Source organism: Nocardioides sp. Soil796 (genome assembly GCF_001429525.1).
Classification (GTDB): Bacteria; Actinomycetota; Actinomycetes; order Propionibacteriales; family Nocardioidaceae; genus Nocardioides.
On the sequence record NZ_LMSQ01000020.1, the window covers coordinates 35,975 to 57,320 of the forward strand.

Below are 21,346 nucleotides of genomic sequence, written 5' to 3' on the forward strand. Positions count from 1 at the left end.
CGGTCCGACCCCACTAGTGTCGGGCCATGCATGATCGCGGCAAGGAGATCGAGGACCGGCTCGGGCGTGTCATGGAGGAGCGGGTCAGACCCGCCATCCATCACGGGATCGCGGACCTCCGGGTCGAGGTGTGGCACGTGCCGCCTTCCCCCGACGGCACGGTCGGCGAGCCGGTCGCGTTCGACGTGGCGCGCGCGGCGACGTACGCCCCGGCTTCCGTCGGCGACCGGTGGGGACCGGCCTGGGGCACCAGCTGGTTCCACCTGGCCGGCACCGTGCCTGCCGATCCCGCGACCACTGACGTGGCGACGCCGGAGATCGTCTTCGACCTGGGCTGGTCGACCCGGCGCCCGGGCATGCAGGCCGAAGCGCTGGTCCACCGACCCGACGGCAGCGTCGTGAAGGGCCTCAACCCGCAGAACTCCTGGATCGCGGTGACGCCCGGCGAAGAGATCGACCTGTACGTCGAGGCGGCGGCGAACCCGACCATCGGCCCGGGCTACACGCCAACCAGGGAAGGCGATCGCGACACCTCGACCCGCGAACCGCTCTACCGCATCAGCCGGGCCGAGATCTGCACCCGCAACGTCGACGTCTTCGAGCTGAACGCCGACGTCGACGTGCTCGACGGACTCCAACGCTCTCTCGGTGAGGGCGATGCCCGCCGCTGGGAGATCCGCTACGCCCTGGAGCGTGCGGCCGAGGCCCTCGATCCCCACGACGTGGTCGGCACTGCTGCCGCGGCGCGTGCGGAACTGGCCGACGTGCTCGCGCGGCCGGCACACGCCAGCGCGCACCGCATCACCGCGATCGGGCACGCGCACATCGACTCGGCCTGGCTGTGGCCCGTGCGAGAGACCGTGCGCAAGGTGTCGCGGACCGTCGCGAACGTGACCCACCTGCTCGACACCACCGACGACCTGCGGCACTGCATGAGCTCGGCGCAGCAGTGGGAGTGGCTCGAGGAGAGTCGCCCCGAGCTCTTCGAGCGGGTCCGTGGCCATGTCGAGACGGGCCGGTTCATCCCGGTCGGCGGCATGTGGGTCGAGTCCGACACCAACATGGTCGGCGGCGAGGCGATGGCGCGACAGTTCGTGATGGGCAAGCAGTGGTTCATCGACAAGCTCGGCGTCGACTGCGAGGAGGTGTGGCTGCCCGACTCGTTCGGCTACACCGCCGCGCTGCCGCAGATCGTGAAGCTGGCCGGCTTCCGCTGGTTCCTCACCCAGAAGATCTCGTGGAACACGGTCAACAAGTTCCCCCACCACACGTTCTGGTGGGAGGGCATCGACGGCACCCGCGTCTTCACGCACTTCCCGCCGGCCGACACCTACAACGGCACCCTGGCCGCCAGCCAGCTCGCGCACACCGCGTCGAACTTCCGCGACAAGGGCATCGCCACGCGGTCGCTGATCCCGTTCGGCCACGGCGACGGCGGTGGCGGCCCCACCCGCGACATGCTCTCGCGCGCTCGTCGTACGGCCTCGCTCGAGGGCTCACCGCAGGTCGCCATCGAGTCGCCCGCCGAGTTCTTCACCGCCGCCGAGGGCGAGTACGGCGCCGCCGCGCCGGTGTGGTCAGGCGAGCTCTACCTCGAGATCCACCGGGGCACGTACACCTCGCAGGCCCGCACCAAACAAGGGAATCGACGCTCCGAGCACCTGCTGCGCGAGGCCGAGCTGTGGTCGACGTACGCCGACCTGCTCGGCCTGGTCGACTACCCCTACGACGAGCTCCGGGCGATCTGGAAGACCGTCCTGTTGCAGCAGTTCCACGACATCCTGCCCGGGTCGTCGATCGCCTGGGTGCATCGCGAGGCCGAGCTCGAGTACGCACGGGTCGCCGGTGAGCTCGAGGCGATCATCGAGCGTGCGATCTCCGCGTTGGCGGGTGCTGAGGCTGGTTCCGAGACTGGTTCTGGCGCTGGATCTGACGGGGCTGTGTTCGATGCTTCGCCGGTCGCCTTCCTGGGACGGGGTCTCGACACGCTCGCTGGCGCTCGCTACTCGACCAACGAGAGGAAACGCTCGACCACCGAGCCCGAAGGTTCGGTGCTGGAGAACGAGCACCTGCGGGTCGAGGTCGACGAGAGCGGCGTCATCAGGTCGATCCGCGACCTCGACGTCGGGCGCGAGGTGCTGCCGCCCGGCGGCGCGGCCAACCTGCTGCAGATCCATCCCGACTTCCCGAACAAGTGGGACGCCTGGGACCTCGACCGCTTCTACCGCAACCAGGTCACCGACCTGGCCGGGTCGGTGTCAGCAGGAACGGACGGGTCGCTCGAGGTGCACGGCGCATTCGGCGAATCGACGTACACGCAGGTGATCACGCTCGTCGGCGGCCGCGTCGACATCGAGACCACCGTCGACTGGCACGAGCGCGAGAAGGTGCTCAAGCTCGCCTTCGACACCGACGTGCACACCGACCGTGCGCGCTACGAGACGCAGTTCGGCCACGTCACTCGTCCCACGCACGAGAACACCACGTGGGACGCCGCCCGGTTCGAGGTCTGCGCGCACCGATGGGTGCAGGTCGAGGACGGCGGGTACGGCGTCGCGGTGGCCAACGACTCGACGTACGGACACGACGTCACCCGTCATCCCCGCACCGGTGGTGGCACCTTCTCCACGGTGCGCCAGACGCTGCTGCGGGCGCCTCGCTACCCGGACCCGGAGACCGACCAGGGCAGGCACACGTTCCGCTCGTCGCTCGTGCCGGGCGCGGGGGTCGCCGAGGCCGCGGCAGCCGGCTACGCGTTGAACCTTCCGGTGCGCCGGGTCGTCGGTGCGTCGGTGCCACCACTGGTCACCGTCAGTGGCGGGACGGCGTACGTCGAGTGCGTGAAGCTGGCCGAGGACCGGTCGGGCGACGTCGTCGTGCGCCTCTATGAGCCGCTGGGCGCACGGACCACGGTCACGCTGACGCCTGCCTTCGAGGCGTCAGCGGTGACCGAGGTCGACCTGCTTGAGCGACCGCTGCAGAACGATGCGCTGGCCGCGACAGAGCCGATCACGCTGACCCTGCGGCCGTTCCAGATCGTCACCTTGCGGTTGGCGCGCTCAACCGGATAGTCCGCGCAACGCCGAGAGGGCCGCGTTGTGCCCGCCCATGCCGTGCACGCCGCCGCCCGGAGGCGTGGACGCCGAGCAGATGAAGACGCCCGGAACCCCGGTGGAATAAGGGTTTCGCGCGATCCTGGGCCGCATCACGAGCTGGAGTCCGCCGTTGGCCCCGGCAGAGATGTCTCCGCCGACGTAGTTCGCGTTGTGCGCCTCGAGCCCGGCCGTGTCACGCACGTGCACGTGCCGGACCCGGTCGCGGAACCCCGGAGCGAACCGCTCGATCTGCGCCGTGATCGCCTCGGTGGCATCCCCGGTCCAGGCGTTCGGGACGTGCGCGTAGGCATAGATCGGGTTGAGACCGGAGTCGCCGCCGGAGCGCAGCGGGTCGACGAGGTACTGCTGGCCGAGCAGCACGAACGGCAGGTCGGGCATCTCACCGCGACCGACCTTCGCCTCACCGGCGACGATCTCCTCCAGGGTGCCGCCGAGGTGGACCGTCCCGGCCCTGAGCACGTCGGGGTTGGCCCAGGGGATGTCGCCCTCGATGGCGTAGTCGACCTTGAAGGCGGCCGGGCCGAATCGATAGCGCTGGTAGGCCTTCCGGGGGCCTGACGGGAGGTGGTCGCCCATGATCCGGGCGACCGCGTCGGGCGCCGTGTCGAAGATGAGGATGTCGGGGCCGCCCAGTTCGTCGTACGACGTGACGCGGACGCCGGTCTCGATGCGGGCGCCGGCGCGCTCGAGCTTGGCGACGAGGGCACGCGTGATCGACTCCGTGCCACCCTCGGCGACCGGCCACCCGTAGGCATGGGCGGCGGCACCGAGCATCAGGCCGACGGACGCGGAGAGCGGAGTCGTGAGCGAACCGAACTTGTGAGCCGCCATTCCTCCGAAGAGGGCCCGCGCTTCCTCGGTCTTCCAGCGTCGGACCGCCCACGGCGCCGGCAGCAGCGAGTGGAGGCCGAAGTGGGCGAGCTTGAAGGGGTGCTTCGGCACGTGCGCGATGGGCCGGAACACGTCGGTGGCGAGGGCGTCGAAGTTGCGGGAGATGCGGCCGAAGAGCCGCTGCCAGGCCGGACCGTCGACGCCGAGCCCGGCCGCCGTACGCCCCACGTCGCGCCAGAGCAGCCCGGCTCCGCCGCCGTCGAGGGGATGGGCGAGCTGGATCTCGGGCCACAGCCAGCGGAGCCCGAGCTCCTCCAGGCCCAGCTGCTGGAAGTACGGCGAGCCGACGCCGGTCGGATGGAATGCCGCGCACTCGTCGTGCAGCAGTCCGGGAACGGTCAGCTCGGAGGTGAGCGTGCCGCCGCCGACCCGATCCCTGGCCTCGAGCACGCGCACGTCGACGCCCCGTTCGGCGAGGGTCAGCGCGGCGGCGAGTCCGTTGGGCCCGCTGCCGACCACGACTGCATTGGTCACCCGAACAGCCTGTCACGTGGTTGGCTGTTCCCCATGAAGAAGCGCCTCGGGCCTGCCCTCGCCGTACTCCTGCTCATCACGCTGGCCGGGTGCGGGGGCCGACCATCCGAGGACGACCTGGCTGACGCGCTGCAGGACAAGGACAACAACTTCTTCGGATACCTGGGTGCGCGGTCGTTCGCAGAGGCCGACGACGAGGTCATCGACTGCATGGCGAAGGTCCTGCACGACTCCGACATCTCCGACGAGGGCCTGGAGCTGATCGCCGACGACAAGCTCGACAAGCCGCGCATCGCGGGCTCGATCTCGGCCGCTGACGACGGCGAGTTCTCCGACGACGACGTCAAAGCGCTCGCGAGGGTCCTGCCCGAGGTCATGGACTGCGCCGTCTGACGGCTCGAGCGATCGCACCCTGACCACGCGGAACAATTGCACGCGCGTGGTTGTCTAGTAGGCATGACTGTTCCCTCCCTGACGCTCAACGACGGCCACTCCATCCCGCAGCTCGGCTTCGGCGTGTTCCTGGTGCCGCCGGACGAGACCGCCGAGACCGTGACCTCGGCGCTGGAGATCGGCTACCGCCACATCGACACGGCGCAGATGTACGGCAACGAGAAGGGCGTCGGCGAGGCGCTGGCCGCATCGGGCATCGAGCGCGACGAGCTCTTCATCACCACCAAGCTCGGCAACCCGAACCACAAGCCCGACGACGTACGCCGCACCTTCGACCAGTCGCTGACCGATCTGGGGCTCGACCACGTCGACCTGTTCCTGATCCACTGGCCGCTGCCCACGCAGTACGACGGCGACTTCGTCTCCACCTGGAAGGCGATGACCGAGCTCACCAGCGACGGGCGGGCCAAGTCGGTGGGCGTCTCCAACTTCGAGCCCGACCACCTGGCGAAGATCATCGACGAGTCCGGCGTACTGCCGGCGGTGAACCAGATCGAGGTGCACCCACAGTTCGCCAACACGGCCGCCCGGACGGCCGGCCTCGACCGCGGCATCCTCACCGAGGCCTGGTCCCCGATCGGTCGCGGCGCCGTCCTCGACGACCCGATCATCGGCGAGATCGCAACCCGCCTGGGCAAGACCCCGGCGCAGGTGACGTTGCGCTGGCACATCGAACGCGGCGACATCATCTTCCCGAAGTCGATGCACGTGTCGCGCATGCAGGAGAACTTCGAGATCTTCGACTTCTCGCTCACGCCCGACGACGTGAACGCGATCAGCGCGCTCGATCGTGGCGACGAAGGACGGATCGGACCGGACCCGAAGGTCTTCGACCGGATCTGAGCTGTCTGGATCTGGTCACTCCAGCTCGAGCAGCTCGCCCCACGCCTGGAGGATGCGGGCCAACCGGGCCCGGTCGATGTCGGGCAGACCCTCCAAGAGCTGCTTCTCGTTGGCGTAGTGCGCCTCGACCGCGCGGTCGATGACCTTCCTGCCGGCCGGGCTCAGGACGATCGTCCTGGCTCGGCCGTCGTGCTCCTGCTTGCGGCGTACGACGAGGCCGCGGGCCTCGAGCCGGTCGACCCGCTTGGTGATCGCGCCCGACGTGACCATGGTGGAGGCGGCGAGGTTGCTCGGACTGAGCTCGTACGGCGACCCGCTGCGACGCAGTGCGGCCAGCAGGTCGAACTCGCCTTCACTGAGCCCGAACTCGGCGTACACCTCGATGAGACGCTCACGGACGGCGTCGGCCACGCGGTGCAGTCGGCCGATGACGCCCATCGGGGCGGTGTCGAGGTCGGGGCGTTCGACCGACCACTGCTCGATGATGCGACCGACGTGATCAGGTTCATTCGCCATGCCGGGAATATACCTTCCTTGGAAGCGATTATACTTTCCATGGAAACAATGTGGCGCACCGTGATGCTCACCGCAATCGCTCCCCTCGCGTGGGGGTCGACGTACTACGTGACCGGAGCCTTCCTTCCTCCGGATCGACCGCTGTTCGCCGCGCTCATGCGGGCGCTGCCGGTCGGACTCCTGCTGCTCGCACTGCGACCGACCCTGCCGACGGGGTCCTGGTGGTGGCGCAGCCTTGTGCTCGGCACCCTCAACATCGGCGCGTTCTTCGTGCTGATCTTCATCGCCGCCTACCGCCTGCCCAGCGGCATGGCCGCCACCCTGACCGCCACCGCTCCCATCGCGATGATGGCCGTCGCCTGGCTGTTGATCGGCGAGCGTCCGCGCTTCGCCTCCGTGCTCGGGGCAGTCGTCGGCGTGCTCGGCGTCTCCCTGCTGGTGCTCCGCGCCGGGTTCTCGGTCGACATGATCGGCGTCCTGGCGTCATTGTCCGCGGTGGCGATGTCGTCGGTCGGCTATGTGCTCCTGAAGCGCTGGAAGGCCCCGGTGGACCTGCTCACCCTGACCGCCTGGCAGCTCGTGGCCGGCGGGCTGCTGCTCCTGCCGGTGGCCCTCCTGGTGGAGGGTGCACCGCCCCGCGTGGACGGCCCCGCAGTGCTGGGCTTCCTCTACATCGGCCTGATCGGCACCGCGCTGGCCAACTACGTCTGGTTTCGCGGCCTGCAGCGGATGCCGGCCGCGTCGGTCTCGCTGATCGGCCTGCTCAACCCGGTGGCCGGAACCCTGCTCGGCGTCGCGCTGGCGCACGAGATCTTCGGCCCCGTGCAGGCGGCGGGCATGGCCCTGGTGTTGCTGGGCGTCCTGCTCGGACAGCCGGCGGTCGTGTCCGCCGTGCTCCGCAAGGTAGGTGGCGCGCGCCTTGATCCTGTGGCTGCCGTGCCCGTGACTGACCTGTCCGTGAGTGCCCTGCCGGTGACTGACCTGCCGGTGACTGACCTGCCGGTGACTGACTTGCCGGTGACTGACTTGCCCGCGACGGGCCAACCGCAGCCGGAGTCTTCCAGGCCCCCGCTGGCCGAGCCGGCCTACCGGTAGCCGAGCGTCAGATGACGGGAACCCGGTTGGCGTGCTCGGCAACCGTGAGCGCGAAGCCCTTCTCCACCGATGTGCCCTCGATGAGGGCGTCACCGATCGCCTCGTCGAGTCGGTGGGTGCCGTTCGTGTCGACAAGTCGGAAGAGGTTGTTCGGGGTCCGCCAGACATGGGTGCCTGGCCCGGGTTGTCGGACCTGGTAGCGCAGGTGGGTCTTGGCTCGATGGTGGAATCGGCCCAGTGGAGCGCAGTTGTGGGTGCCTGACTGGCCCGGCGGCGCGTCCTTGCCCAACTGCCCGTGCTGGAACGGCACCGGATGGTCGATGTCGACGTTGCGGCTGATCGTGGTGGCGTGCGGGAACGCATCGCGGGGACTGATCAGGTGGATGCGTTCACGCAACCACTGCGGGGTCTCATAGGCGTTCAGGGCGACCTTCTTGTTGAGGTCGATGACCGGACTGACCTTCACCTGGGCGTTGCCGAGCAGCTCGGCAAGGTGCTCGAAGAGGCGGGGACCTCCGCCGGCCTCGACGCGCGCGACTCCGTTGCCGACGCCAGCCAGGGCGGCGGCGTGCAGGTGGACGTAGACCACGGCCCGGGGGCGGGTCTTGGTCAGGTCGGCGCTGCGAAGGAGTTCGAGCAGGCGCTCGTTGATCCCGCGCAGCAGATCAGGGGCGGAGTGCTGGTCGCCGTGACCTGCGTCGTCGCCCTCGCTCCCCGGGGCACTGTCAGCGTGCGTGCTGCCGGACGCCGACTTGCTGTCGCCGTCTTCCGCGCCGTCCCCGTCGCCTTCGCTGTCACTGCCGGCAGGTTTCGCATCATCGACCGGCGTTTCTCCCTTGTCTCCCTCGTCGCCCTTGTCGCCGCCGAGGTCGCCCTGGTTCTCAAGCAGCAGCCTCAACAGTTCGGCGGGACGGGCCAGCCACCCAAAGGCATCGGAGCGAAGCCGGTCTCGGTCACGGTCGGTGCGCCCGGCCGCCTCGTCCTGGGCGGCGAGGATCGCAGCGATCCGGTCGATCATCGCGTCGACCCAGACCGCGTCACCGTGCTCGACCCGGGCGATCACATGCCGCAGACCGGCCTCGTCGACACGACCGACGCTCACGTAACGGCGGGCCCGTTCGGCACTGATCTTGTCGGCGTGTGCCTTCGGGTTGGCCTCGATCACCTTCGCCTCAAGCAGGTCGAGCACCCGGGCCGGCTGCTCCCCGGTCAGCGCCGCCGCGAGCGCTGCGTCGACGTACGCCGCCTCGGACGGGCTCAGGTCACGCGTGGCGCGAGCGATGCGGCGCGCCAGCCAGACCTCGGCCCGGCCGGTGTGGAGCGCCGCCCAGCACAACGGCAGCCGGTGCCGCAGGTCGAGGGCATCGGCAAGAAGCCAGCGCGTGGCGAGGTGGTGGGCCTGTCGACTGATCGCCAGCTCCGCGATGGAGAGGTCCTGCACCCGCGGTGTGCCCGCCCCACCGACGGTGACCAGGTGCGGCATGCCACGGTGTTGCCGATGCTCCGGCCACTCCTTCGGGTCGTCGGCGTGCAGGTCGGCCCACCGCAGGGCCAGCTCCAGGTCATGGACCTCGCACTCGCGGCGCTTGAGCAGCGTCTCCTCGACGAACAGCAACGTGCCGCCCGCATCGAGATCACTGAAGTCCGCCATGAACCCATTGAAGCCGTCACCACCGACAGTCCACCCGACTCCCTGACAGGATGGCGTGGTGCCAGCGATCCCGGACTACGTCACGCACTACCACCTGCCGGATCGTGGGCCCTTCCTCAATCTCTCCGAGCTCGACGAGCCGGCTCTGGCCGACGTACTCACGGAACTGGCAGCCGTGCCCGGTTCGGAACGGCGTTTCGGACCGCGCTACATGGCGCTGCGGCGCGCCACCGAGGAGCGCCTGTGGGCTCGGTTCGTCGAACGCGGCGGACGTCCCGAACGGCTGAGTCCGCACTACTTCGTGCTGGGTGAGTCCGCGTGGTTCAGGGGGTTGTACGCCGACGCGCGCGAGGTGCGCCTGCGACTCGACGAGCTGCCGCGCGAGCAGACCAGCTTCACCGTCCCGGACAGCGTCACGTCCATGGGCCTGCTTGCTGACTTCGGCATCGAGGTCACCCCGCGGGCCCACCACGGCGAGGTCTTCCTGCTCGACGAGCTCGAGAGCGTCGCAGCGCGGCACGGACTTCCCGACAGCCCCAGCCCCGAGGACTACGCGGGGCACCAGCACGGGGACTTCGAGCACTACGTCGAGGTGCAGGTCTGGACCGACAGGATCAGGGAGTGACGACGAGCGACTTCAAGCTGCGCTCGGTCGCCTTCGAGGCCTTCGGTCCCACGATCGTGAGCTCGATCGGACACGGCGCCGTACTGCCCGTCCTGGCCCTGCAGGCTAGGGACCTCGGCGCGGACGTGGGTACGGCGGCACTGGTGGTCGCACTACTGGGCGTGGGGTCGCTGCTGACCAGCCTGCCCGCCGGAGCGGTCGTCGCGCGGATCGGCGAACGCCGGACGCTGATCGCCTGCGGGCTGCTCGACTGCGTCGTCATGCTGATCGCCTGGCAGGCTTCGTCGGTGCTCCTGCTGTCGGTCGCGATGGTGCTCTCGGGGGCGTCCTGGACGGGGTTCCTGCTGGCCAGGCAAGGGTTCCTGATCGAGGCGGTTCCGATCACGCACCGGGCCCGGGCGATGTCCAGCCTCGGCGCCAGCCACCGGGTCGGCATGCTGGTCGGTCCGCTGATCGGCGCCGGAGTCATCGCCTGGCTCGGGCTCTCCGCGGTCTTCGTGCTGGCCGCGGTCATGTCGCTCGCCTCCGCGGTGATGGCCTCACTGATGCGCGACCTTGGCCACGAGTCGCGCGCCGAGCAGGGCGTCTCCGGTCACGCCAGCGTCGCGTCCGTGCTGCTCGCCCACCGCCACACCCTGCTGACCCTGGGCCTCGGGGTCATCGTGATCGGCGCCTCGCGCTCGATCCGCGGCACCCTGCTCCCCCTGTGGGCGGACCACATCGGGATGACCGGCTCCGAGACGTCACTGGTCTTCGCGGTGGCCGCCGCTGTCGACATCGTCTGCTTCATACCGGGTGGATGGCTGATGGACCATCGCGGCCGTTCGGTCGTCGCCGTGCCCGTCGTACTGGCGGTCGCGATCGGCGCCCTGGTGCTGCCGCTGGCCACGAACGAACCGGCGGTGCTGGCGGTCGCCGTACTCATCGCGGCCGGCAACGGCCTCGGCTCGGGCATCGTGATGACGCTGGGCGCGGACACCGCGCCTGCGGCCGGGCGCTCGCAGTACCTCGGCGGCTGGCGGCTTTGCGGAGACCTCGGCGGCACGTCGGGGCCCCTGTTGATCAGCGCAGTGACGCTGGTCGCGCCACTCGCGACGGCATCGGTCGTGTTCGGTCTGGCTGCCCTGGCCGGCACCGGTTGGGTCGGCTACTGGACCCGCCGACTCGACCAGAGGCGAGGGACCGGGATCAGCCCCCGTAGGTGACCTTGATGGCGTTCGACTTGAGCTTGCGGTCGCTGTCGACCACCCGCCACTCGATCTCGCCGGTCTGTGAGGTGTTGACGTAGGTGCTGAAGGTCGCGTCTGACACGTTGACGTCGACCGGGAAGTCGGCCCAGGCCCCGTCGTTGACCCGGATCTGTACGTCGAGCACGGCGCCCTCGCCCTGCGGATAGATGCCGGAGAGGTAGAGGTCCTCGCCCGGCGAGACCTGGAACGCCCCCTGGCTGAGGGTGATCTCCGCCTTCGGCTTCCTGGGCTTCTTGGTCGTCTCTTCGCTGGCCGTTTCGGAGGCCGCCGCGGACTCGGACTCCTCATCGTCGCTGGGCTCCAGCGTGATCAGGGGGTCGGACGCCCGCGTGGTGCGCTCAGGGTCGGGCATCACGAGGGAGTCACCGGCAGCCGGGTCGTCAGAGCCTCCGCCACCGCCTCCGACCCCGAGCACCTTCGTGCCGATGATCGCCGCGATCCCGGCGAGCAGGCCCACCACGACGGCAACGGCAACGAGAGCCACCAGGCCGTTGACGACCGGCTTGTCTTCGGAATCGCTCACGGGCTCGCTCTCTCGGGTCGAGGGGGACGGTGCCCATTGTTACAGGCCGATGTTGGATCCACAGATTTGAAAGCGACTCAGCCAAGGCCGCGTCTCCCAGGGCCCGCTCAGGCAGTGCCGTTCTAGAAGCCACGCCTCCACTGCACGTCGTCGACGATCTTCGTCGAGCGCCAGCCGCTCGGCGTGCGCGCGACGTCGTGGTGGTAGTAGCCACCCACCTCCCACAGCGACTCGTTCCCGTCCGGGTCGATCACCACCATCGGGTTGGTGAAGTACGCCGTCACGGCCGCCCGGTCCGGTCCCTCGAAGGCGCAGGAGATCTGGCCGAGCACGTGCTGGGTGCGCACGAAACCGGCCAGGCCCTTGGCGATCCACGGCACCACCTCGTCCGGCGGGCCGACCGGGCCGCCGGCACCGGAGTAGTCGAGGACGGCGTCCTCGGTGAACACCGTGTCCAGGTCGTCGAAGGACTTCGTGTCCACGGCACGGGTGTAGCGGGTCAGCAGGTCGGTGATCTCCTGGCGGTCGCTGAGCTCCTGAAGGTCCATGACCAGACTCTGGCACAGCGCCAGTGGGACTCGCTCTGGCATGAAACAAGAACACGTTCTAGTGTGGGGTCCATGCGATTCACCTACGCCGAGGCGATGACCCGCGCCGAGTACTACGCGCCCCTGGCGCAGGCCGCAGAGCAGGCCGGCTTCACGAGCATGACCGTGGCCGACAGCCTGATCTACCCGAAGGAGTCGGACTCGAAGTACCCCTACACCGACACCGGCGACCGGGAGTTCCTCGAGGACAAGGAGTTCATCGAGACGATGATCCTCTGCGCCCACCTCTTCGCGGTCACCTCGACCCTGCGGCTGACGCCGTTCGTGCTCAAGCTGCCGATCCGGCCGCCGGTGCTGGTCGCCAAGCAGGCGTCGTCGCTCGCATTCCTCTCCGGCAACCGGCTCGGCCTGGGCGTCGGACTGTCGCCGTGGCCGGAGGACTTCGACGTGATGGGCGTGCCCTGGGCCAGGCGCGGCAAGCGGATGGACGAGTGCATGGACGTCCTGCGTGGCCTGACCTCAGGTGAGTTCTTCGGGTACGACGGCGAGTTCTTCTCCTTCGACCCGCTCAAGCAGTGCCCGGCCCCCACCGAGAAGATCCCGCTGCTGGTCGGCGGACACAGCGACGCCGCGCTGCGCCGCGCCGCACGCTTGGGCGACGGGTGGATGCACGCCGGCGGCGACGGAGAGGAGCTGGAGCGGTTGCTGGGCCGACTGGCAGAGATCCGGAAGGAGGAGGGCGACACCCGCGACGACTTCGAGGTGCACGTGATCTCGTACGACGCCTACGACCCCGACGGCATCAAGCGGCTCGAGGACAAGGGCGTGACGGACTGCATCGTCGGCTTCCGGGTGCCCTACATCAAGGGACCAGACACCGAGCCGCTGGAGAAGAAGGTCCGGCACCTCCAGGGCTACGCAGAGAACGTGATCGGCAAGCTGTGAGCACAGACGCGTTCCAGCGGGCCATCGCCGAGGCCGAGCAGCTGATCCGCAACCCACCGTTCCCGATCAGCGAGCAGGACCTCGCCGAGGGCCTCGACTACCTCGCCGGCTCGATCCGGTCGTCGTTGCAGATGGCCTTCGACTACGACCTCGAGCACCCGGTGCTGATCAACCCGACGCACCAGTACGCCCGCCAGGGTCTCGACAATCCCGACGCGATCTACTTCAACGCCTACCTCGACTCCGGGGCGTCGTACGTCGTGTCCGGGGTGCGCGGCACGACCACCGACCTGTCCTTCCAGGTAATGGACGGCAGCTACTCGGACGCGGGTTTCCCCGCAAGCGTTGCGGCCTTTGACGACCGTGAGCTCGAGATCGGCGACGACGGGTCGTTCGAGTGGCGCTTCGGTCCGGAGCTCGGAGTCGGTAAGGGCGCGACGCTGATCGTGCGCGAGGTCTACGACGACTGGAACACCGAGGAGCGCGGCACCCTGCGCATCCAGCGGCTCGACACCGCCGGTGTGCCGCGCGGAGCACTGACGACCGACCGTGTCGACAAGCGGTACGGCGTCGCGGCGAAGATGCTGGTCGGCCGGATCAAGACGTGGTTCGCGTTTCCCGAGTGGTTCACCTACAAGGAGCCGGTCAACACGCTGACCGTCCCGGCCTCGACGCCGGGCGGCCTGGCCTCGCAGTTCTCCTCGATCGGCCACTACTCGCTGGCTGACGACGAGGCGATGGTGGTGACCGTGCCGGCCTGCGCCGATGCGCCGTACCAGGCGATCCAGATTGGCTCGCGGTGGTACGTCTCGACCGACTACGAGCACCACCAGACCTCACTGACCCGCGCCCAGTCGTACGTCAGGCAGGACGGGTTGCTGCGCTACGTGATCAGTGAGCGCAACCCGGGCGTCGCCAACTGGCTCGAGGCCTGTGGGCACCCGGAGGGCGTGATGATGCTGCGCTGGCAGCGGGTCGCGCGTCCGCTGGGCGCCGACGACGGACCACGGGTCGAGGTCGTGCCGTTCGACTCGTTGGCGACCCGCGGTGACCTCGAGGACCAACGCGTCACTCCCGACGACTACACAGCCCGCATCGAGGCCCGCCAGGTCGGCATCGCGCGCAGGATGATCAGCTGATCACTCCCGGTAGACCTGCACGATGCCGGGCCGTGGCTGGCCGTCGCCCAGGTAGGGGAAGTTGCTGACCACGTTCTCCGGGCTGGCGCCGCTGACCTCGCCCGGGTGCTGCACGGCGACCAGGACGGTGCGCTCGTCACCACTGATCACCGGACCGCAGCACTCGGCGCCTACCGGCACGGAGAGGAACTGCTTCAGCCTGCCGCGCTCCCGGCCCTCGAGCGGCAGCATGTAGAGGCCGTCGGCGAAGCCGAGCGTGCCGGGCATGCCGTCGGTGGAGATCCACAGGTTGCCGGCCTTGTCGAAGGTGACGTTGTCCGGGCAGCTGATCGGGCTGACCTGGTTGCGGTCGTAGCCGGCGAAGTACGTCGACGGGTCGGTCGGGTCGCCGGCGATCAACACGAGCTGCCACGTGAACGTGAGGGCGCCCGCGTCGTTGCGACGCTCGGTGATCTCGATGACGTGGCCGTGCTTGTTCGGTCCGCGTGGGTTGGCCTCGTCGACCTGGCCGGGCTGGCGGGCCGTGTTGTTGGTCAGGGCCGCGTAGACCTTGCCGGTCACCGGGTTGGCTTCGACGTCCTCGGGGCGGTCCATCTTGGTGGGGCCGACCAGGTCGGCCGCCTGGCGTGTCCAGACCAGCACCTCCTCGACTGTCCATCCGGGCACGTGGGAGGTGCCGTTCACCACCAGCGGGAGCCACACGCCGCTGCCGTCGTGCAGGCCGTCGTCCGAGCCGTCGCCGGTGAACTTCGCGACGTACAGGTCGCCCTCGGAGAGCAGCGTCAGGTTGTGCCGCAGGTTCCCGGGCTTGTACTTCTTGCGAGAGATGAACTTGTAGATGTAGTCGTTGCGCTCGTCGTCACCCATGTAGGCGACCGCACGACCGTCGTCGGCCAACCGGATCGTCGCGCCCTCGTGCTTGAAGCGGCCGAGCGCGGTGTGCTTGACCGGGGTCGAGGTGGGGTCCTGGGGATCCACCTCGACGATCCAGCCGAAGCGGTTGACCTCGTTGGGCTCGGTCGCCACCGAGAAGCGGGGGTCGACGCGCTCCCAACCGCGACCGGTCGAGGTGATCCCGTAGCGCTTGAGGTGCTGGTCGGGGTCGAGTGCGCCGGTGGTGTCGAAGTACTGGTTGAAGTTCTCCTCACCCGACAGCACGGTGCCCCATGGCGTGACGCCTCCGGCGCAGTTGTTCAACGTGCCGAGGACCTTCGTGCCGGTCGGGTCGGCGGAGGTCTTCAGGGCGTCGTGCCCCGCGGCGGGGCCGTCGACGGCGAACTCGGTCTCGCTGTGCAGCCGGCGGTTGCGGCGACCGTCCTGCTGGTAGCTCCACGGTGCACCGGCGCGCTCACGCCGCACCTCCACGATGGTCATGCCGTGGGCGGCCATCACGATCCGCAGCTGGTCGTCGGAGAGGTCGGCGGAACCGGCCACCCCGCGGAACATCAGCTCGTCGTTGGTGTACTCGTTGTTGAAGGCGAGGACGCCGCTGCGGCCGCCGCGCCCACGACCGTCGAGCAGCAACGCCGTGAAGTCGCAGTTGTAGCCGGCCTGGTTGCGCTGCGCCTCGACGTCCTGGTTGTCGAAGTCGAAGGCCGGGGCCTGACTCGTGATCGGGTCTCCCCAGGAGATGACGGGCGCCCAGGCGAATCCGCCCGGGACCACGAGTTCGTCGGTGGTGGCGGGGGTCGGCGCGATGCCGGTGAACCGCGAGAGGGGTCCACTGCCAGCCGCCGCCGCGCGCGCGGCCGGAGTGGCTGCCGCCGGGGAGATCGCGCCCCACCCAGTGGTGCCGAGTACGCCGGCCGCGGCCGCGCCCACCGCCCCCGCACGAAGGACGGAGCGACGTGACACCGCACGGGCCACGACCTGCTCGAAGTGCTCGTTGCCGGACTCGTTCGGCACGGGGTGGGCGCATGCGTCTCCGCAGCGGTAGAGACAGGTCATCGAGCTGCGACCGCCGGCGTGGGCCTGGTCGACGAAGGGCAGGAGCTTGCGAGGGGCCATGCGTGCACGATGGTGGCGGCGGTTGACGGCCAACCGGCACCCCGGTGGCGCAGAGGTGACCAGTTGGCGAATCACTCGACTAAAACTGAAACACGTTCTACTCTGGTCCGCATGAATCTCCTCCAGGACTCCGCATGAATCTCCTCCAGGACTCCGCATGAATCTCCTCCAGGACAAGGTGATCGTGCTCTCCGGCGTCGGGCCCGGCCTCGGCCGCGCGCTCGGCGAGGAGGCCGCGAAGATGGGCGCCGACCTCGTGCTCGCCTCACGCACCGAGAAGCGGCTGGAGAAGATGGCCGCGGTGGTGCACGAGCTCGGTCGCCGGGCGCTCGTCGTACCCACCGACATCACGGACGAGTCGCAGCGTGCGGCACTGGTCGAGGCGGCGCTGGAGGAGTTCGGGCGCGTGGACTGCCTGATCAACAACGCGTTCGGCATCCCGCCGATGGACCCGATCAGCACACTCTCGCTGGAGAGCCTGCGGGCCGCGCAGGAGACCAACGTGTTCGCGCCGCTACGTCTCTCGTCGCTCTTCGCGGACGCCCTTGCCGAGACTCCCACCAAGCCGGGCGGCTCGATCATCATGGTCAACTCGTGTGTCGTGCACAGCTCGCAGCCGGAGTACTCCGGCTACAAGCTCAGCAAGGGCACGCTCAAGCACCTCGCCTCGTCACTCGCGACCGAGCTCGGGCCGCGTGGCATCAGGGTCAACAGCGTCGCGCCGTCGTACATCTATGAGGACGTGAACAAGGCCTACTTCGACTGGCTGGCCTCCGAGGCCGGGGTGACGCACCAGGACATCTACGATGAGAAGGCCGCGCCCACCGACCTGAAGCGCCTGGCCACGCCCGACGAGGTGGCGAAGGCGACGCTGTTCTTCGCCAGCGACCTGGCCACGGCGGTGACCGGCACGATGCTCAACGTCGACTGCGGCGAGTTCCACAATGACTGAGGCCGACCGATGAGCAGGGTCCGCGACGACGTCGGGTCGTACGACGACATCGCGGCCGCCGCGGTGCGCACGACGGGGCTCTCCGACTTCGGCGGCACCGACCACGAAGAGGGTCTGCGGATCCTCGTGGACGACCTGAACGCGCCCGCCGCCGGCCTCACCGGCGAGGGCAACTACATGCAGCGCTCGATGGTGAAGAGCGCGCTGGTGGGTCGACTGCTCTCGCAGCTCGGGTTCACGCAGAACCCGTCGTACGCCGAGGTGCCGGTCGAGCGGCCGGTCTTCGTGGTGGGCCTGCCGCGCACCGGCACGACCGCGCTGCACCGACTGCTCGCCGCAGACCCGCGACACCAGGGACTGGAGCTGTGGCTGACCGAGTTCCCCCAGCCACGGCCACCGCGCGCGACCTGGGCCGACAACCCGGTGTTCAACGGCATCAACGCGGCGTACGCCGAGCACCACGTCGAGAACCCCGAGTTCATGGGCATCCACTACATGGATGCCGCATCGGTCGAGGAGTGCTGGCGCCTGCTGCGACAGGCCGGGATGTCGATCGGCTACGAGTCGCTGGCCCATGTGCGGACGTACTCGTCCTGGCTGGCGAAGCAGGACTGGACGCCCGCCTACGAACGCCACAAGGCGAACCTGCAGCTGATCGGTCTCAACGACCCCGACCGGCGCTGGGTGCTGAAGAACCCGTCGCACCTGGTGGCGCTCGACGCGATCATGGCCGTCTACCCCGACGCGCTGATCGTGCAGACGCACCGTGACCCGGTGGTCTCGATCGCGTCGTCGTGCTCCCTGTCGGCCGAGGCTACGGCCGGATGGTCGACCACGTTCGTCGGCGACACCATCGGCCGCACCCAGCTCGAGATGCTGTCCCGCTCGTGGCACACCTTCGCGTCGGCGCGGACCAGCTACGACCCAGCGCAGTTCATCGACGTCGAGTACGCCGACTTCGTGGCCGACCCGGTGGCGACCACCCGACGGATCTACGAGGGCTTCGACCTGGGCTGGACGCCGTCGGTCGCGGCGGCCGTCGAGGCGATCGACGCCGAGTCCCGGCAGGGCGGCAAGCGACCCTCGCACCGCTACTCGCTGGACGACTACGGGCTGACCGAGGAGCAGGTTCGCGCCGCGTTCTGAGAGGGTGAACTTGGCCTGCGTGCATCTGGCTGCACGGAATTCACGCTCGTTTCCACAGGTCGCCGTACGACGCGTTGCCGGGGTGTTGACCGGTTCCTAGCGTCGTGGCCATGAGCGGATTCGAGATCGACCTCGACGAGATCGAGGCACTGCCCGGGCCGATGCGCACCCATCAGGACCTGCTGACGGGCGGCAGCAGCGTGCCGTCGCCGGACACCGGCGTCAACACCACCAACACCCGAGACGCCATCGACCGTGTCGTCGTCACCGTCGGCCTGTTCGCGGCCGATCTCGGGGTCTGCGCCGACGGCCTGGACGGCGTGGTCGACGTCGTGAAGGACGCCGACGGCCAGGTCAACTGGGTCCTGGACCAGTACGCGGCGGTGGCGTTCCGATGAGCATCAACCTGGTCGTCGACGGGTCGCCCGCCTCGTGCCGGCAGGCCGCCCACGACCTGCGCGAGCTGGGTGGCCGGGTCACCGCCGCCTCCGACATGCTCGCCCGCGCGATGGGTACTGCTGCCGGCTGCTGGACCGGCGAGAGCTCCGACGCGTTCACCGACTTCGTGAAGGAGCGCATCCACCGCGCCGACGGGGTGGCCGACGAGATCAACCTCTTCGCCGGCGCACTCGAGGGGTTCGGAGCCGGGCTGGCCGACGTGAAGGCCGAGATGAAGAGAGCCCGGGCGATCGCCGTGGCGGCCGACCTTCCGGTCAGCACCTCGCTGCCGGAGGTCGGCGAGGTCGCCCTCAAGCCCGGGCAGGAGGGAGCGCTCGACCATGCGGTCGGTGTGGCCACCCGGGCCCACGAGCACGAACACCGACTGCACGAGGCCCTGCTGCTCGCCCTGGGCCAGGTGAACACTCTGGTCTGGCAGGAGTTCGACTACAGCACCCTCGGCAAGGCCGCGTCCGGCGGTTCCGGCAGCAAGCTCGGTGACCTGATCCCCGACCTGCCTGATCTGTCCAAGGTCCCGGTGCCCGTGGGTCCGATCTCGCAGCCGACCATCGGTCTCCTCCAAGGTGGGTTCACCGTCGGCAAGGAAGTGCTCACCCGAACCTTCGACGCAGGCATGAACGAGCTGGAGCGGCGCTACGCCGACGGCTCCCTCGAGCGCGACATTCGCACGCTCTACCGCTACCACGGGGAAATCGTCGGCATAGGCGCCGGGCTCTACTTCTGCCGGGCCGCAAAGGACCGCCTCGCCTATGCACGATGCGTGAAAGCGACCCAGGATGCCGGGAAGGTGTACGGCAAGGCTGAGGGCGACTTCCTGTTCTGGGCGGCTGAACGTGCTGCCCGTTGACGTCCCCCGCGGGTGGCGGTCGACCAATCTGCCGGGGCCCGGCATCCTGCTCACCGTGTCGCCGGAGACCATGCCGCCGAGCGGGTTCAAGCCGGTGATCACGTTGACCTCGCGGGCCACGGACCTCCGGATGCGCGAGCACCAGGCCACCCTGCGCGAGCTCGTCGCGAGCACCTTCGACCGCGTCGACATCGAGGACTCGGACATCTACGACTTCCAGGGCGCCGACGTGGGCTACCTCCGGTTCTTCCACCGCACTCCGCGCCACGACGTGATCGTCGAGGTCTGGAGCTGGCTGCGCGAGGGCCGGGTCTGGTCGCTGGCCTGCAGCGCGGACCACCGCGACCATCCCGACTTCAGTGATCTCTTCGACGACGTGGCGGCCACGTTCGACCTCGACGGTGCATCGAGCGCTCGCACGGAGCCGTTACGAGGAAGGCGGACCGCATGACCAGTCCCCAGCTCACCGCCCGGTCGCGGTCACCCTGATCGTCGCGCCCTCGCGGGGCACGCTGGTGATGTTGCGGACCTTCGGTTCGTCCTCGCCCACCGCCTCCACGTCGAACGCCGCGAACACCTCACGCAGCACCGCCACGCCCTCCATCAACGAGAACCCGGCGCCGATGCAGCGCCGTACGCCTCCACCGAACGGGATCCAGGTGTTGGCCGCCGGGCCGACCCGGTTGCCGTGCGGTTCGAGGAAGCGGTCCGGGTGGAAGCGGCCGGCCTCGGCGTGGTTCTCCTCGCGGGCGTGGGCCAGGATGATCGACGGCCCGACCGTGACGCCCGCAGGAAGGTCGACCCCGCCGATCGTGGCCGGCCTCATCAACGTCCGGACCACCATCGGGATCACCGGGTGCAGGCGCATCGACTCCTTCAGCACCGCCTCCAACCAGGTGGTGTCGCCCTCACGGGCAGCGGTGCGGGTGCGGTCCAGCAGCTGCGGGTCGCGACCGACTTCGTGGAGCGCCCAGGCCAGGGCGGTCGCAGTGGTCTCGTGGCCGGCGAGCAGCAGTGTGACCAGCTGGTCGCGCAGCTCCTCGTCGCTGAGCCGGTCGCCCGCGTCATCGATGCGGATCAGCCTTGACAGCACGTCGGTGCGCTCGGCCAGGTCGGGTGCTTCGCGTCGTTCGGCGATCTCGGTGTAGAGCAGCCGGTCGAGGGCACGTTGGTTCTCGACCTGCGCCTTCCACGGCCCGTACTTCTGCAGCCTCGGCCATCCCCAGCCGAGCAGGATCACCGGGCTGATGTTGACGATCTGGTTCACCCGGGGGCGCATCGCGTCGAGCCGTTCGCCGTCGGTGACGCCGAAGACCACCCGCAGGATCACCTCGAGCGTGAGGGCGTTCATCCGGTCGAGGGAGCGGAAGGTCTCGCCGTCACGCCAGGTCGAGACCTCGTCGCGTGCGACGTCGGCGACCAGTGACTCGTAGGAGTGGAGCGCGGCACCATTGAACGCCGGCATCAACAGCTTGCGGGCCCGCTTGTGGTCGGCACCGTCGACCAGCAGCAGCGAGTGGTCCCCCATGATCGGGCCGAGCACCGCGTTTCCCTTGCCGGCATGGAAGAACTCCGGGTTCCCGGCGAAGATCTCGCGGGCCGCCTCGGGCCGCGCGAAGAGCACCAGTGGCTGGCTCCCCGGGATCAACCGCACCGTGAAGACGTCACCGAACTTGCGGTGCATCCAGGGCACGAACCGGTGCCGGAAGCGGAGCAGGCCGACACTCTGCGCGAGAGCCGGCCACGGCAGGCTGGGCGGCAGCTCGTCGCGGCGGAACTTCCTGCGACTGCCGGAGCGGAGCGTGGTGCGCGCCAGTCGCTCGTCGGTCAGCCTGGACACCTGCTGGTCGGTGAGAGCCATCCTTG

Annotated in this window: 20 protein-coding genes; 13 read left to right on the plus strand and 7 right to left on the minus strand. The window is 69.2% G+C overall.

Annotated elements, in window-relative coordinates; translation table 11 throughout:
• Positions 1–26 precede the first annotated feature (26 nt).
• Positions 27–3,071: an alpha-mannosidase gene (locus tag ASH02_RS21340; protein WP_056683100.1), complete on the plus strand. Its 3,045-nt coding sequence runs from the start codon at positions 27–29 to the stop codon at positions 3,069–3,071.
• On the opposite strand, the gene ASH02_RS21345 is transcribed toward ASH02_RS21340, so the two are convergent.
• Positions 3,060–4,481 (minus strand): phytoene desaturase family protein, encoded by a 1,422-nt coding sequence (locus ASH02_RS21345; protein WP_056683103.1) that lies wholly within the window; start codon positions 4,479–4,481, stop codon positions 3,060–3,062. The genes ASH02_RS21340 and ASH02_RS21345 overlap by 12 nt on opposite strands.
• Positions 4,482–4,514: 33 nt before the next feature.
• Between ASH02_RS21345 and ASH02_RS21350 the strand changes: the two genes are divergently transcribed.
• Together ASH02_RS21350 and ASH02_RS21355 are read left to right on the plus strand one after the other, a co-directional pair.
• Entirely contained in the window at positions 4,515–4,874 is a 360-nt protein-coding gene (locus ASH02_RS21350) for a hypothetical protein (protein WP_056683106.1), read from the plus strand.
• A gap of 63 nt (positions 4,875–4,937) precedes the next feature.
• Positions 4,938–5,777, plus strand: coding sequence for an aldo/keto reductase (locus tag ASH02_RS21355; RefSeq protein ID WP_056683108.1), 840 nt, complete (start codon positions 4,938–4,940; stop codon positions 5,775–5,777).
• Between the two features lie 15 nt (positions 5,778–5,792).
• Here ASH02_RS21355 and ASH02_RS21360 read toward each other — a convergent pair whose 3' ends face one another.
• Positions 5,793–6,293: a MarR family winged helix-turn-helix transcriptional regulator gene (locus tag ASH02_RS21360; protein WP_056683111.1), complete on the minus strand. Its 501-nt coding sequence runs from the start codon at positions 6,291–6,293 to the stop codon at positions 5,793–5,795.
• A 39-nt stretch (positions 6,294–6,332) separates the two neighbouring features.
• On the opposite strand from ASH02_RS21360, the gene ASH02_RS21365 reads away from it, so the two are divergent.
• Positions 6,333–7,388: a DMT family transporter gene (locus ASH02_RS21365; protein ID WP_082563859.1), complete on the plus strand. Its 1,056-nt coding sequence runs from the start codon at positions 6,333–6,335 to the stop codon at positions 7,386–7,388.
• Between the two features lie 7 nt (positions 7,389–7,395).
• On the opposite strand, the gene ASH02_RS21370 is transcribed toward ASH02_RS21365, so the two are convergent.
• Positions 7,396–9,039 carry a DUF222 domain-containing protein gene (locus tag ASH02_RS21370; protein WP_056683115.1) on the minus strand — a complete coding sequence of 548 codons (1,644 nt, stop codon included), beginning with the start codon at positions 9,037–9,039 and terminating at the stop codon, positions 7,396–7,398.
• Positions 9,040–9,097: 58 nt separating this feature from the next.
• Between ASH02_RS21370 and ASH02_RS21375 the strand changes: the two genes are divergently transcribed.
• Entirely contained in the window at positions 9,098–9,664 is a 567-nt protein-coding gene (locus ASH02_RS21375) for a hypothetical protein (protein WP_156393667.1), read from the plus strand.
• Positions 9,661–10,869 carry an MFS transporter gene (locus tag ASH02_RS21380; RefSeq protein WP_082563860.1) on the plus strand — a complete coding sequence of 403 codons (1,209 nt, stop codon included), beginning with the start codon at positions 9,661–9,663 and terminating at the stop codon, positions 10,867–10,869. The genes ASH02_RS21375 and ASH02_RS21380 overlap by 4 nt, the downstream gene beginning before the upstream one ends.
• Here the strand turns inward: ASH02_RS21380 and ASH02_RS21385 are convergent.
• Both ASH02_RS21385 and ASH02_RS21390 read right to left on the minus strand, forming a co-directional pair.
• A complete protein-coding gene (locus ASH02_RS21385) occupies positions 10,853–11,437 on the minus strand; it encodes a hypothetical protein (protein WP_056683121.1) in 585 nt (194 codons plus the stop codon). The genes ASH02_RS21380 and ASH02_RS21385 overlap by 17 nt on opposite strands.
• Before the next feature lie 122 nt (positions 11,438–11,559).
• Positions 11,560–11,985, minus strand: a complete 426-nt coding sequence (locus ASH02_RS21390) for a nuclear transport factor 2 family protein (protein ID WP_056683123.1) — start codon at positions 11,983–11,985, stop codon at positions 11,560–11,562.
• A gap of 72 nt (positions 11,986–12,057) precedes the next feature.
• On the opposite strand from ASH02_RS21390, the gene ASH02_RS21395 reads away from it, so the two are divergent.
• Positions 12,058–12,930 carry a TIGR03619 family F420-dependent LLM class oxidoreductase gene (locus tag ASH02_RS21395; RefSeq protein ID WP_056683126.1) on the plus strand — a complete coding sequence of 291 codons (873 nt, stop codon included), beginning with the start codon at positions 12,058–12,060 and terminating at the stop codon, positions 12,928–12,930.
• Positions 12,927–14,069, plus strand: a complete 1,143-nt coding sequence (locus ASH02_RS21400; protein ID WP_056683129.1) for a hypothetical protein — start codon at positions 12,927–12,929, stop codon at positions 14,067–14,069. The genes ASH02_RS21395 and ASH02_RS21400 overlap by 4 nt, the downstream gene beginning before the upstream one ends.
• Here the strand turns inward: ASH02_RS21400 and ASH02_RS21405 are convergent, their stop codons facing one another.
• Entirely contained in the window at positions 14,070–16,076 is a 2,007-nt protein-coding gene (locus ASH02_RS21405; protein WP_056683131.1) for a PhoX family protein, read from the minus strand. It lies immediately after the preceding gene.
• A gap of 157 nt (positions 16,077–16,233) precedes the next feature.
• Between ASH02_RS21405 and ASH02_RS21410 the strand changes: the two genes are divergently transcribed.
• The 5 genes from ASH02_RS21410 (at position 16,234) to ASH02_RS21430 (ending at position 19,931) form a co-directional block, all read left to right on the plus strand.
• Entirely contained in the window at positions 16,234–17,028 is a 795-nt protein-coding gene (locus ASH02_RS21410) for an SDR family oxidoreductase (RefSeq protein ID WP_057295418.1), read from the plus strand.
• Between the two features lie 9 nt (positions 17,029–17,037).
• Entirely contained in the window at positions 17,038–18,174 is a 1,137-nt protein-coding gene (locus ASH02_RS21415) for a sulfotransferase family protein (protein ID WP_057295419.1), read from the plus strand.
• A 110-nt stretch (positions 18,175–18,284) separates the two neighbouring features.
• The gene (locus ASH02_RS21420; protein WP_056683140.1) at positions 18,285–18,572 is read left to right on the plus strand and encodes a hypothetical protein; all 288 of its coding nucleotides are present in this window, start codon (positions 18,285–18,287) and stop codon (positions 18,570–18,572) included.
• Positions 18,569–19,480, plus strand: coding sequence for a WXG100 family type VII secretion target (locus ASH02_RS21425; RefSeq protein ID WP_056683143.1), 912 nt, complete (start codon positions 18,569–18,571; stop codon positions 19,478–19,480). Before ASH02_RS21420 ends, ASH02_RS21425 begins: the two co-directional genes overlap by 4 nt.
• A 55-nt stretch (positions 19,481–19,535) precedes the next feature.
• Entirely contained in the window at positions 19,536–19,931 is a 396-nt protein-coding gene (locus ASH02_RS21430; RefSeq protein WP_156409828.1) for a hypothetical protein, read from the plus strand.
• Positions 19,932–19,943: 12 nt separating this feature from the next.
• Here the strand turns inward: ASH02_RS21430 and ASH02_RS21435 are convergent, their stop codons facing one another.
• Positions 19,944–21,341, minus strand: a complete 1,398-nt coding sequence (locus tag ASH02_RS21435; RefSeq protein WP_082563861.1) for a cytochrome P450 — start codon at positions 21,339–21,341, stop codon at positions 19,944–19,946.
• Positions 21,342–21,346 lie beyond the last annotated feature (5 nt).

Excerpts from the sequence above, each read along its gene's own strand:
- ASH02_RS21365 (WP_082563859.1), top strand. The coding sequence starts at position 6,333 with ATGGAAACAATGTGGCGCACCGTGATGCTCACCGCAATCGCTCCCCTC.
- ASH02_RS21390 (WP_056683123.1), bottom strand. The coding sequence starts at position 11,985 with ATGGACCTTCAGGAGCTCAGCGACCGCCAGGAGATCACCGACCTGCTG.
- ASH02_RS21360 (WP_056683111.1), bottom strand. The coding sequence starts at position 6,293 with ATGGCGAATGAACCTGATCACGTCGGTCGCATCATCGAGCAGTGGTCG.
- ASH02_RS21370 (WP_056683115.1), bottom strand. The coding sequence starts at position 9,039 with ATGGCGGACTTCAGTGATCTCGATGCGGGCGGCACGTTGCTGTTCGTC.
- ASH02_RS21405 (WP_056683131.1), bottom strand. The coding sequence starts at position 16,076 with ATGGCCCCTCGCAAGCTCCTGCCCTTCGTCGACCAGGCCCACGCCGGC.
- ASH02_RS21415 (WP_057295419.1), top strand. The coding sequence starts at position 17,038 with ATGAGCAGGGTCCGCGACGACGTCGGGTCGTACGACGACATCGCGGCC.
- ASH02_RS21355 (WP_056683108.1), top strand. The coding sequence starts at position 4,938 with ATGACTGTTCCCTCCCTGACGCTCAACGACGGCCACTCCATCCCGCAG.
- ASH02_RS21340 (WP_056683100.1), top strand. The coding sequence starts at position 27 with ATGCATGATCGCGGCAAGGAGATCGAGGACCGGCTCGGGCGTGTCATG.
- ASH02_RS21350 (WP_056683106.1), top strand. The coding sequence starts at position 4,515 with ATGAAGAAGCGCCTCGGGCCTGCCCTCGCCGTACTCCTGCTCATCACG.
- ASH02_RS21420 (WP_056683140.1), top strand. The coding sequence starts at position 18,285 with ATGAGCGGATTCGAGATCGACCTCGACGAGATCGAGGCACTGCCCGGG.
- ASH02_RS21425 (WP_056683143.1), top strand. The coding sequence starts at position 18,569 with ATGAGCATCAACCTGGTCGTCGACGGGTCGCCCGCCTCGTGCCGGCAG.
- ASH02_RS21435 (WP_082563861.1), bottom strand. The coding sequence starts at position 21,341 with ATGGCTCTCACCGACCAGCAGGTGTCCAGGCTGACCGACGAGCGACTG.
- ASH02_RS21395 (WP_056683126.1), top strand. The coding sequence starts at position 12,058 with ATGCGATTCACCTACGCCGAGGCGATGACCCGCGCCGAGTACTACGCG.
- ASH02_RS21410 (WP_057295418.1), top strand. The coding sequence starts at position 16,234 with ATGAATCTCCTCCAGGACAAGGTGATCGTGCTCTCCGGCGTCGGGCCC.